The sequence below is a fragment of the Alteromonas sp. K632G genome (assembly GCF_017653625.1).
GTDB lineage: Bacteria > Pseudomonadota > Gammaproteobacteria > Enterobacterales > Alteromonadaceae > Alteromonas > Alteromonas naphthalenivorans.
The window spans coordinates 392,272-405,203 of record NZ_JAGGDM010000001.1; the positions used below are offsets into that span (position 1 = coordinate 392,272).

General features: G+C 45.7%; 8 protein-coding genes. All 8 read left to right on the top strand.

Annotation, left to right across the window (positions count from 1 at the left end; genetic code table 11):
* The first annotated feature begins 73 nt into the window (after window positions 1-73).
* From J5X92_RS01715 to J5X92_RS01750, 8 genes are read left to right on the top strand one after another with little or no spacing between them, the layout of a single operon-like run.
* Window positions 74-358, top strand: coding sequence for a DUF1799 domain-containing protein (locus J5X92_RS01715; protein WP_208804372.1), 285 nt, complete (start codon window positions 74-76; stop codon window positions 356-358).
* Window positions 345-3,623 (top strand): tape measure protein, encoded by a 3,279-nt coding sequence (locus J5X92_RS01720; protein ID WP_208804374.1) that lies wholly within the window; start codon window positions 345-347, stop codon window positions 3,621-3,623. The genes J5X92_RS01715 and J5X92_RS01720 overlap by 14 nt, the downstream gene beginning before the upstream one ends.
* Window positions 3,620-4,222: a hypothetical protein gene (locus tag J5X92_RS01725; RefSeq protein WP_208804376.1), complete on the top strand. Its 603-nt coding sequence runs from the start codon at window positions 3,620-3,622 to the stop codon at window positions 4,220-4,222. Before J5X92_RS01720 ends, J5X92_RS01725 begins: the two co-directional genes overlap by 4 nt.
* On the top strand, window positions 4,219-4,821 hold the full coding sequence (locus J5X92_RS01730) for a hypothetical protein (RefSeq protein WP_208804378.1): 603 nt from the start codon (window positions 4,219-4,221) through the stop codon (window positions 4,819-4,821). The genes J5X92_RS01725 and J5X92_RS01730 overlap by 4 nt, the downstream gene beginning before the upstream one ends.
* Window positions 4,818-5,225, top strand: a complete 408-nt coding sequence (locus J5X92_RS01735; protein WP_208804380.1) for a hypothetical protein — start codon at window positions 4,818-4,820, stop codon at window positions 5,223-5,225. The genes J5X92_RS01730 and J5X92_RS01735 overlap by 4 nt, the downstream gene beginning before the upstream one ends.
* On the top strand, window positions 5,225-8,641 hold the full coding sequence (locus J5X92_RS01740; protein WP_208804382.1) for a phage tail protein: 3,417 nt from the start codon (window positions 5,225-5,227) through the stop codon (window positions 8,639-8,641). Before J5X92_RS01735 ends, J5X92_RS01740 begins: the two co-directional genes overlap by 1 nt.
* The gene (locus tag J5X92_RS01745; RefSeq protein WP_208804384.1) at window positions 8,638-10,053 is read left to right on the top strand and encodes a hypothetical protein; all 1,416 of its coding nucleotides are present in this window, start codon (window positions 8,638-8,640) and stop codon (window positions 10,051-10,053) included. Before J5X92_RS01740 ends, J5X92_RS01745 begins: the two co-directional genes overlap by 4 nt.
* The gene (locus tag J5X92_RS01750; RefSeq protein ID WP_208804386.1) at window positions 10,046-12,925 is read left to right on the top strand and encodes a hypothetical protein; all 2,880 of its coding nucleotides are present in this window, start codon (window positions 10,046-10,048) and stop codon (window positions 12,923-12,925) included. The genes J5X92_RS01745 and J5X92_RS01750 overlap by 8 nt, the downstream gene beginning before the upstream one ends.
* Window positions 12,926-12,932 lie beyond the last annotated feature (7 nt).

Below are 12,932 nucleotides of genomic sequence, written 5' to 3' on the forward strand. Positions count from 1 at the left end.
AGCTTGGGTTGGCCCTAGTGTTAGCAATAGCGACAAAGAAGAGTGGGTAGCGCAACTTCGAGATGGCTACGGCATGACAGAGGCGCAAATTAAAGCGCAACTACAAGCCGATGAAGACTTTAAAGATCGTGTTCTGGAATTATTACCCGAAAACCAAAAAGCATTTTATTGGTTTTTAGATGTAGACGACTTGTGGAGTTATTCCGAAGGTATTCGGGTTGCGCTGGATTTACCCGCAGTTCTGGCAGATGCACAAGCGTGTGACAGGACATACAGCCACCAAGACTACCAAAAACTGCGCATTATCAGCCGCAACGTAGTCGCAACGTTATGTGAGCGAACCCGTGAGCAACAGTGACCTAGATATAATGATTAACTTACTGGCGAATACCAAAGGTATGCGCCAGGAGTATCAACAGGCCATAGCGCAACAGGTGGCACTAAATAAAGAATTAAACCGCGGTAAATCAGAGGCTACCAATCAAGCTGGTAGCTTTACTGTTTTAGAAAATGCGGTTGCGAAGTTAGACACCCACCTTAAACAGCTGGTTACCCAGCAAGCCGCATTAAATAAGGAAGTGAGTTTATCTAAGCAGCAAACAAACGCTGCAAAAACGGGTATGAACCAGTACGAAAATATACTGGAAGATTTGCAGAGCGAGATTAAACAAGTCATTTCTAGCCAAGGTGAATTAAACCGAAGCATGCGCACAACAAATACGAGTGCCGCATCCGCTACTCGAAATATCAAACAACTAGAAACGCAAACTCGAAGCTTTGGTACTGCTATGCGCCCATTGGCAGGCTACATTGCTGCGTCTTTTGGTTTATTGGCTGCGCAAAATGCTGCGGTAGATATTAAAGATACCCTTGCCGATTATCAGCAGTTCAGCACACGCCTTCGTTATTTAAGTGAAGATACCGCTGACTACAGTAATTCAATGCGTTATTTAACGACGTTAGCTGATGATCATGGGAAGTCTGTGCTGGTGATGGGGGAAAGTTACGCCTCGTTAGCTGCATTGCGTAAAGGCGACATAATTAACCAGCAGCAACAGCGTGCGCTTATGGAGGGGTTAAGTAACGCCCAAAGCGCGCTAGGTGTTAGCACTGACCAGCTTGGTAACTTAATGTACGGCTTAGGGCAGGCGCTCTCTCAGCCTAAAGTGCAGGCACAAGAATTCAACCAGGTAATGGAACCTATTCCAGGGTTAATGCAAGCCATAACCCGTGCTGCTGGCCTACAAGGGCAAACTTATCGTGACTTGGTGCTGGAAGGTAGCGTTACCAGTGAAATGTTCCGCAACGATTTAATTAAAGCGTTAGACGAATACGATGGAGCAGCAAAAGCGAACATCGATAATATTACTGCACAGGAAAATGCCCTCGAGAACTTGCGAATTCAAACGGTGGCCGCCTTTGAAGATCCTATTTCCAACACCTATGGCGCATTGCTAGAAACAACCGGCGAAGCACTAACTTTCGTGCGTGACAATGCCGAAACATTAACTACTGCTGTTGAAACACTAACGGCAGTTGCACTGGTTCGTGGTGCAGCTGCTGTGAGTAATTACGGCGTTGAGCTTGGTCGAAAAACGGTTGCACAGCAAACTGCAACCGCAGCAACACTCGCAGCGGCGAAAAAACAGCATGAACATAACCTTTCACTTCAATTGGCCGCTAAGCGGTCGCTAGAGGTTGCGAGTAACGATACATTGCGTGCCGGAGCTTTAACTCGACTTGCTGTTGCTAACCAGTCTGTTATTGCCAGTCAAAAAGCCCTAAATCTTGCCACAGCGCAATATGCGATAGTGGGCAGAGCGGCGACAACTGTGGTTCGTGGACTATGGGCTGCTATAGGTGGCATACCTGGTGTTATTCTGCTTGGTGCATATGCCATATACGAATGGGCAACAAACGCAGAGGATGCAACTGAAAAAAACAAAGAATTGAAGGGAGTCAGTTTCGAGCTCGCGACAGAAATAAATAAGTTGGTTGCAGAGTATAAAAGCCTTAACGAAGCTGGCAAAGCGTTGCGCTTGGATGATCTTACTCAAAAAGAATATCGCGCAAGGGCGCAATTAGTTTCACTTACTCAGCAGTTAAGAGATGAAGAAGAAAAAACAGCCAAGCTAAGAAGGAAGAGAGCTAACCCGTTAGTTGGTGAGCTTCGTGAAGAGATAGAGCAAGTTGAAGAGCTGCTGAACAGCTTAAGTCAAAAGCACTCTGCACTTTTTGAGGCTGGTTTGCCTACAGACGGATGGCAAATGCCGACGTTAGAGCCAACTATTAGCGCAGAGGTACAAGGTTTACTGGACAAGCTTGAACAACAACGATCGTTATACGGCGAAGTAGGAGAAGCTGCCAGGATTGCTTATGAAACTACGCATGGCTCGTTAAAAAATCTCAGCGAAGCGGAAAAAGCAGCGTTACTGCAATCAGCTAAAAAGCTTGATGCTCATAAGCAAGACGTCGACGCGAGAACCGAGCAGAAGAATGCGGTTAAAAATTTAAATGATGAAGTCAGTAAGCTGATTGCTAAGCAGAATGAAGAAATTAGTTTGTTTAGTGATTCTAGCCGTGAAGCGCAAGTACGCTACGACATTGAATATGGCGCGCTCAAAAACATCAACGATGAATTAAAACAAAAACTAATTCTGCAGGCAAAAGAGCTAGATAACCTTGCCCAAGCAAAATTATTGCAAAGTAAAGTAGAAGGTATTGCTGTTGGTACCATGACGCCAGAGCAACGCGAGAACGCCACTCATAAAGATAACTTGACCACATTAACAACCTACCGCGACAGCTTGCCCGAACAGGATTTAACCAAACGCCAAGAAGTAAACCAGCTTATTGAAGCCGAGCAGCGCCGGCATTCTGACGCCATATTGGCTATTCAAAGCAGCACTAAATCAGAGTTCGATGCGATGTGGTCAGACACGTTTGACCGTTTTGCAGCCGGTGTCGGTGATGCCACGGCAGATGCGTTATTCGAAAGTGAAAACTTAGGCGAAGGGTTAAGAAATGTGTTTTTGAGTATGGGGAAACAGGTTGTAGCGACCCTAGTTGAAATTGGCGTGAAGCGACTACTTCTGGCGGGTATTAATGCTACCGCTACAACTACCGAAGCGGCAGTAGCTACCACAGCCACAACTGGAACTGCAGCCGCTATTACTACAGCAATGGCGCCTGCAGCAGCTGCTACTACATTGGCAACGGGCGGCGTTAACGGTATTGGCTCACTCGCCACGATAGCCGCAGTGGGTGCTGCTATCGGAGCGATGTTTGCTGGATTCTTTGATAAAGGCGGCCGAATCCCATCTGGTCAGTTTGGTATCGCAGGTGAATATGGCCCCGAAATTGTAAAAGGCCCTGCGTATGTTACGAGCCGTGCAGACACAGCAAACTTAATGAATAGAACAGCTGCTAATGATAGCGGTGCAGGAACCGTCATTATACAAGATAACAGCACATGGAATGTGTCGGGTGGCGACACTGAAGAGGTTATTGCGAAATTAACTCCGCTTCTTAAAAAGCATCAGGAGGACACTCTTGCACAGGCTGGTACCCAATTGAAACGTGGTAGAGGCCCCGTCTACGAAGGATGGAGGGCTGCGCGATGAGCTTACCTATTTTCCCTCGACATATATTACCAAGTTCTTTGCAATTCAAAATTGTGCCAAACAGCGTGGTAAACACAGGGCCAAGCCGTGTATCTGAAGTCTGGACCCGCCCAGGCTCTTATTGGACATTCACTGGCACATGGTCGGGTATTCGTTATGCCGCTGGACGGGAGTTAGATGTGTTTATTGATGCCTTAGATGGTAGTGCTGGCGAATTTATGATGTGGGATAGCACGCATACGCAGCTGGGCGACTGGAATGGCACTGTAGTTGTTGATGGGGGGGAGCAAACCGGAACTGCATTACTTATCCGAGGTGCAATTGCGAATACTTTAATTGCCCCTGCAGGTGATAGGTTTCAGTTAGACAATTTTTTATACAAGCTCACCGAAGATGCTGTGGCCGATGCAAATGGAGAATGCACCTTACGTTTTCGGCCTCAACTTCTGAGTATACCTACAGACGGCACGGAACTTCTTACTGCGGATCCTATGTGCAAGATGATGTTACCCGATAACCATCAAGGGTTGAATTTTGCGTCTAGAAAAATGGTACTGAAAAATTTCAGTATTGCTGGCTTCACGAGTATTCGCGCATGAGACATTTAGACCCTCAAATAGAAGCACTGCTCAGCGCAAACAACAAAAGTGCCTGCATTATGGGTTCAATCGTATGGCCTGTAGGAATGGTTCGCTTTCATAACGGAGTAGGGACTATTCCGTGGGAAGGCGAAAACTGGTACGGCGTTGGGGGAAACGGCTTCGTTGATATTGTAAAAGAGGGTAGCTCGCCTACCGTGAATTTGAGTTTACAAAGCTCAGATGCTGGCCTTGTAGCAGAGGCCATCACAGATGATGCCGCAGGCGGTGAAGTGCGCTTGTATTTGGGCGTTTTTAATGAACATCAGCAGCTTGTTGCCACACAACTTGTTTTTCTTGGCATTGTTAATAAATCCCCCGTTCGCTACTCAGCTCCCCCTGTCATCACTGTTGAAGCAGTGAGTTATTCACACCGATGGAGTTTACCTAAACGTTATACAACCTACAGTTCAGGCAGCCAGCGCGCTATCTATCCCAACGATAGTTTTTTTGACGATGTTGAAGCGATAGCGAAAGGCCCTCTAAACAGTTACAGCGGCAGCAATGCAGTAAGCGGCAGAGCAAGCGGAAGCAATAAAAATTCGACGAGGCAACGATGATTCGATCACATAACTGGACTGACTTATTGACCAATTTTATTCAAAGCCGAAGAAATACTCCTTTTGTTTGGGGTAAGAACGACTGTTGCTTATTCCCTGCAGACGCGGTGCTAGCAATGACTGGCGAAGACAAAGCTGCCGATTTCAGAGGTACATACAACTCAGCTATAGGGGCAAAGCGAGCCTTAAAGAAAAAGGGGTACTCAAATATAGAAGAAGCGCTAACAGGTATTTTAGGCGCGCCAGTGTCGAGGCTTTCTGTTCGCCGCGGCGATGTTGTATTGGTCGATTATGAAGGGCAAGAAGTTGCAGGCGTTATGTACGGGCAGGTTCTTGTTCCTGGTGTTGATCAGCTCGCCACTGTCTCACCTCTAAATATTAAAAAAGTTTGGAGGGTAGCTTAGTGCCTGCCGTGGTAGTTGGTGCAGCAATTGGGTTGGGCGCGGCTTCAGTTGTTGGTGTGGGCTGGGCTATTGGTATAGGAGTCGCTGGGGCAATTGGGTTCGACGCGTTAATGGACTCAATGGTTCCAGACATGGGTGGCATAAGTACTAGCAGCCAAGAATTGAGTGTAGAAAGTAACCCGACACGCACAATGGTAGTCGGTGAAACCATTACCAGCGGACCAATTACTAAATATGAGAAACGGACAATTGGAGATAAAGAATATCACTTATTCTTTGTACCGCTTGCCGCTCATCTTTGTGAAAGCATTACGCTTTATCAACTCGATGGAGTTGAAAATAACCAGTTGAGTGGTGAAGGGTACCGTATTGAAGTCGCGTTAGGTGACCAGACTACAGTTAATACCAATGCACGTAATGAAATGGAAAATATAGATAGCACATGCGTTGGTTACGGGGTGGCTTATGCTTATAACAAGTATGAGGTTAACCCTGACATTTTCCCAAACGGCGTGCAAGACGTTAAGTTTAAAGTTAAAGGAATTCTGTGTTACGACCCAAGAAAAGATTCGACGGTTGGTGGTGATGGTTCGCACCTTGCGGATGACGAAACAACATGGGAATGGACTGATAACGCTGCACTAATTAATTTTTATTGGAAGCGCTTCGGTGGTGATATTGTGCTGCCAATTGAAATGTTCGACATTGCCAATATCGCATTCGAAGCGAATTTATGTGATGAAGAAGTTACTTTTACTGATAAAGACGGTAACACTCACACCGAAAAGCGTTGGACATGCAATGGCATTATTGATTTAAGCCAGGGACAGAGGATTGTTGAAGACGAGCTATTAAAATCCTGTGGGGGGAGATGGACAGAAGCAGGGGGTAAATATTGGTTGCTCACAGCTGCGTACCGTGGACCCGCTACGGTCAGTTTAACTGATGACGATTTGCAAGGTGAGATTGATAGACAGCCATTTACAGCACTAGAAGACAGATGTAATGCAGTGGTTGCGGTGTTTATCGACCCATCTGCGTATTATCAAGAGACGAATAGTACTGAAATATACAGTGATTATTACCGCACTGTACGTGACAAGCGTTATTTGCAACATAAACGTGAGTTGGGCTACACAAACTCGGATACCATGTGCCAGCGCTTAAATCGATTGTATATGGAGCGCATGGCGGCCGGTGATACGTTGAGCATACAGGTGGGTTGGAAAGGAATAAAATGCCCCCCTGGCGCTGTGATTTCCGCCAATTTTAAAGAGGCAGGGATCACCAATAAAGAATTTGAAGTGGTGGGATATGAATTCGATGCTGAAAATTTCATATGGTCGCTTGTATTGCAAGAAACTGCAGCGGCGATATACGACGACTCAGTAATACCAGCCGAGCAAGATTTAACGCCTGGTACATCAATAGATAACACCTACGTTAAAGAGCCTAAGAACGTAAGTTACACACCTACCCCCAATGACGCTTGGCGGCAGGGCGTTTTAACCTGGTCACACGACACCCCTACGAGCATTCGCCGCTATGTAGTGTTAATTACCCGCTATCCAGATGATGGTTGGCAACAGGTGTACTACCCAACTAGCCCAGCACAAGATATTAATAATTTAACGTTGGGTGATTATCGGGTGGCGATAGCGGCTGAAAATCGCTTCGAAAAGACCAGTGTTGGCACTACCATTTTATTTAACGTGGGAGCAACTAGCACACCGACTGGCGATATTGGTGTAAACATCTTGCCAGGTCGCGTTATTGTCACTGGCCCTACCCCACCCAATGCCGGCGCAACATATGAATGGCGATATTCTTTTGATGGCGATACAGAAGAAGATTTCAGCAGCGCGCTGGCTGCAGGCAAAAACTTAACTATTACCATTACCAACACCCCCCACGGTGGAACGGTGGTTGTGTGGTATCGGCTTGTAAATAGCAACGCCGCCGACCCTAACTGGCTATCTGTCACAATTCCGAACTTGCTGGGCGTAGACGCACAGGAATTTGTACCTGAAACCTTTGCGTTAATTCAATGGCCAGGCTTGCCCGTTGCACTCGGTGAGCACATCGATAACATCACCAATGATGTGAGCCTATGGAGCACAGCAACAAGCGAGAACGGCGACGACTACCAGCGATTAGTTTACCAAGTAACTTCAGTCGAACAGGCCAACCAGATTAACCAAACCAATATCATCGGCTTGAAGCAGAAAGTTGGTACCGAAACAGTACAGACCCAAATATCACAAAATAACGTCGTGCAAATTGGCTATGAAGACGAAGACGGAAACTGGATAGTCGGCGCACCTTTAGCTCGAGCATTCCAAGAAGTGAAGGTCACTAATGGCGAAGGCGAAGAAGTCAACGTGATTAGTTTTATGCAAGCGCTTGAAAATTCCCTCGGACAATTAGAGGCCGCTTATTACCTTGGAATCATCGACGAGAACGAGCAATTTACAGGGCTAGAGATAGCCGGCGGCAATGGCAACAGCGACATACACCTTTACATGGACCGCTTGAAGTTCGCCAGCAAAGCCGGCGTGGTTTTCTTCTCGCTCAATACGATAACGGGCAAGTTGGAAATAGGCGCTGATACAGAGTTTGCCGGTAAATTAAAATCCCCTGAATTTCAGATGGTCGGTGAGAATTTCATGAAAATTGAACTGGCTAATGGTTTTGGAACAGAAAATTTATGGTACTGGTTTGGACCTAAAATGCTCAATGCCGACGGAGAGCCGGACTTACCAGCTTTAAATAAATCTAATGCCCTTGAATGGCGCAGTAAGGCTGGCGATATTTCCCTTAAAAACGCTTCACTTAAAAATGTAACCGTTGATGAAGATAGCACGGTGCTGGGCACAGTATACGCGAATAAGATCGTCGGTGATGTATTGGACCGCTATGTCGTGGTAGTGCAAGGGGAATACACGGTAGGTGCAAATTCAAACTACACAATTGTGCAGGGTACGATTGTGCCAGGGTTTATAGGTCCTGCCTCCAACAGAATTCTAACGATTTCAGGCTTAGCCTTCGACCACCAAGGGGGCGGTGGTTCAACCTCAAATTTCGACGTTGTTCTTTATATAGATGGCACCGAAGTTCAACGCTTCAATTCACGAAATGTAGAAGAAGAAGGTTCTGTAACTGTCTCATTAGGGGCGGTAATTCCACAGGGTTCTACTGATACCCACTTTAGAGCAACGCTAGAAACCAGCACCAATGACAACATTTTAGTGCAGCAATCAGCCATCGTTATCGATGTAGCGAAAGCTGGCGAAACTATCTCAGACGTAACGGCGCTCTATCACGGCTCAACGCCCCCTAGCGATAGTGTTGGTAGCGGGGGTAGCGGCTCGGTCGTTATAGGTGGTGGTTCCGGTGAAAATGAGCATATCCCATGAGTAATTATGCGCGAGACTTCAGTGACGTAACAATCACAGCCGGCAGTGACACACTGCAGATAAATAGTAATGATTCAAATTTTGCGATAGCACCAGGTAGTCGACTTTTTCTAAATGGATTTTTGCCAGTGACCGTGACTGCAGGTGACACAATAAACCGCACGCTAACGCTAGCAACGCCATGGCCACACGCAGACCAAATCAATGTGCCAGCGGCACTTATTCCCATCGGCTTAGGCGATTGGTTATTACAGGCCCTAGAGAACAACCGTGCAGCCTATGAAGCATTTGTAGCAACCATAGAAGGGCAGGAAGAACCGTTAACAGAGGTAGAGTGGAGCGATATCGTAGCGGCCACTCTGCCTGAATTCGTGAAGCGCTGGGGGAAATACAGCGAGATAACCGAAAAGCCAGATTATGCTCAAGGCTGGCCAGCCTTTGAAAATGTTACGGGCACCGTAGCTAGAGAGCAATTACCGCAATCAGTCACAGACGATAAGCGCACGGAATCAATAGCGCCGCCAGTTGAACCAGAAATATCCCTTGCACACCGGCTACGGGATTACCCGCGCATGCTGCCTGTTGATGAAGCACCAACGGACTCACCTAACAACCGCAGAGAGATACACTTCGATTCTGTACGTCAAGAAATTTACTTCAGCTTTGAAGATAGATTTAAAAAAATGCCTACAACAATTGAAAGCCGTAAGTTTGCTGTTTTTTATCGAGGGCTTTTTATCCGACTGAATAGCGCCTTTACCGGTAGCATTAAAATGAAGGTTTTCCCCATGGGTAATGGGGGAAATGGATTACCTAACAATCCACCATTTATCACTGATTTTGAGTGGCAAACTATAGAAACCACAGTTACCGACCTTTATAAAATTGGTGAATTTGACAGCGAGTATTTCGAGGGAATTATTGATTTTGTGCAAATCGGTAACGGATGGGAAACGCTTCATACTGATAAATCTTACTACCGATCATTAAACGGTTACTTTGATGTTGCCTTTGGAACGTTAAGAAGCCCGTTTGATACCTTCTTTCTTCGTGACGATGGTTATTGGTACAGCGAGGACATAACGCCTGAAACACCTAATTCAATGGGTAGTAGTTGGATGCAAAACGGTAGGACTTACTCTGTTGATAATGCGTCCGACAGTAATGATGCGCTTCGCTTTTTCTCTGATAGCTATGATGACTTTGAGTTAGAGATAATTATGACATCAAACTTAAATCGAAAGGCAGCAGTTACAATTACAAACACCGATCCGAATATTATTTATTACTCTCGCGCTCATCGTTTTATCACTAACGAGCGGATTTATATAAAACGCCAAAATAGCGGCGCACCTATCACCGGCACGATAACAATTGAAAGTATTAGATTAAGGTTGCCGCAGTATGAATAGATGCTTTGATATAAATCTGAACACTGCCCCTGGGTGGACTGAGGGAGATAGCTGGGATTATTGCAACCCAGCGCAAGAGTTAGGAAATATCTACTCAAGAAAATACGATAACGATGATGGCGAGAACCTTTATCGACTTGAAACCGGTGATAACTTTTATATCGCTTGTAGCGAAACTAATATTCGAGATTGGTGGCCAGAAACTACGCCTTTTACATTTGATGTAGATGGCGTGGCTAGTGGTGAAATATCATTTTACTATGGCATTCAGGTTGGCGATTCAGAAATTAATTTTAAAGTTAACGCCGATGCTCCTTACATGGTCGGTGACGGTGGCACGCTTTATCAATTAGATGCTGATTATCATCGCTACTATGGTTTAAGGGTTCGCGGCTACGACAGGGCGATACAGCTGCAAAGTGAAAGCTACGGCCTCACTATTGATTCAGCAGTAACGAATAAAACCCAACTGATAGATACGAACGGACACTCTTTAAATGGTGCCAAGCTTTCAAAAATTACGCGCATCAATGCCGACTCTAAATTTTTGGTTGTCCCTCAAAATTCCAATGACGTGTCTCTGCAGGGGTTTCATTGTGAAGGTGAGGGTGACATTGGCTTGGTTGTGGAGGAAGGCCACAGCAAAGTAATTATTGCGGCGGGTGAGATTAAAAATGATAACCACGACTTTAAAGATAGTAATGAGACATTAACTGGTCTTTACATTGGCGAAAGCGCTAACGAGGCCGTGGTTATCGATATGCGTATTCGCGGGTTTAGTGGGCCATCACATGAGTTTCACTGCCCCGTAAATACTGAAGGCTTGACGAGTTATTACAGCGGTGCCGGTGTTTATTTTGGCAAAGGTGGGAAAGCGCGAGATTGCATGGTTAGCTGGCTACGTCAGATAGAAGGCGATAGCTACGCTTATTATGCTAACGGTGATTTAGAGTTAAACAATTGCGGATGCTTGCTTGATGAAACGGGCGGGTTAGCCGCCATAGTTTTAGCTGAAGGTGCAACGGCAACTATTAACGGCGGTAAGTACCGGTTAAACATTCCTATGCCGTTTCTTACCGCGCTTGGTGACGCTACTGCAATATTGAACAATGTAACTATCAACGGCGTGCTTTATAACACTACGCTAGATTTCAGACGCGGCGAAAGTTGGTTAGGAACCAAGGCGCAGGAAACTACCGAAGCTTTACCCGTTTACGCAAACCAAACGCTTTACCTGCCTTTTATGCAGATACCTAATTTAGTTAACGCTATTTCAGTGCAAGGAAGTGATCGCCCGTTTGAAAAAATTCTTCGATTACCAAGCGGAGCCAGTATAGCGCCGACCTCATTGGGCTCGATGCGCTATATACCAGGTGATGCCTATTTAGGTATTGAAACGCCGGTTGAAGATTTCGTTCGGTTCTCAACAGAGGATCAAATATTTGTACACAGATTTATTATTCACCCCTCGCCCGAAGTTTCAGCGAAGCTAATTAGCCCAGATGCTTTAAGCGGTAGCGGTTGGAGTAAAAACGGTGAACGATATACGGCAAATAATTCTAGTTCTGCACTGTCTGCTAGCTATTCTTTCGAGGCCGGTGAAATATATCAAATATCGCTCAAAATAGAGGGTAGAACCTCTGGTGGTGTCGTGCCAAGCATAGGGAGCGCACAAGGCCAGTATAGCCATTATGTTGAAGGCACCGAAGTTTGGCTGATTAGAGCGCCATCTAACGCCACATCAGTAAGCATCGCCGGCCAAAGCTTCACAGGTGATGTACTTAATTGCTACGTTCGCAAGCTAATAAGAACAGAAACGCCAGCAGTGCCAGAGCTTGAAGCCACGGTGATCGGTAGTGATGTAAACCTTGAATGGTTCATAGTGCCGCAAGCAAGAATTAGAGATACAGAAAACCAAGTTTATATTACTGGTGAATTGAATGGCACGCGTGACGGCTACTTTAATGGCGATAACAGTGGTCACTTCTTATTTGAAAACACTTATTCAAACGGCAAGAAATCAGCCGTTAATATTCGAGGTGGAGACTCTCTAGAAGTATGGCGCATGAAAGTAACAGGTGGCTACACTGGCAGCAGTTCAACATGGCAAACAGCTATTACCGCAGATCAGAACAACGGCCCCTACATGGCTTTAATGCAAGTTTGCTACCTTACCGCTGATTTAGGTTTAAACTCCAACCAGGGCAATTACAACGGCCCTACAAACAATAGCGATATATTGCTTTCCAATGGTTTATCTAGTGAAGAAGTGATCGAAGCGCGTGCATATGTTCTTGGTCTTGATGGTAGCAACGCTTCTGATGGTATAGCCGACATTAAAAAGCACATGGATTTTAACCACTGCAGTTCAGTAGGTGGGTACCGTCCTTATCGGGTTCACAATTTTGGTGGATCTCTAATTTGCAATTCCTCAGTAATACGAACATACGGCACAAAAGAAGCTTTTGCGCCAACTCATGCCCGTTCAATTATCGAGTTGTGGAATGCAAGCGTAGACGGTGAGCGCTGCGTTACTAACGATCAGATGAAATCACAAGTTAACGGTGAAGGATTTCACTACTCAACAGCTGGCGTAGTGGGCTCGTTCAGAGATTCAGTTTTCACACTAAAAAGTTACCCGACTATTAACGATTATTGCCGCGTAGCTATGACAGATATGCAGTTTGAATACTCTTCTGATGGCGGCGCGAATTGGCAAAGTCTAGCCGTGCCTGATGTTGGTTTACCTGGCGTAGTTGGATGCTTTAAACGGACGTTAAACCTTGCAAGCGGTAACTATCAAATCAGATGCCGCTGCCTAAATGGGGCGCTCATTGGCGATTGGTCTAATTTAATTTCAATTACAATATAAAGAGAGA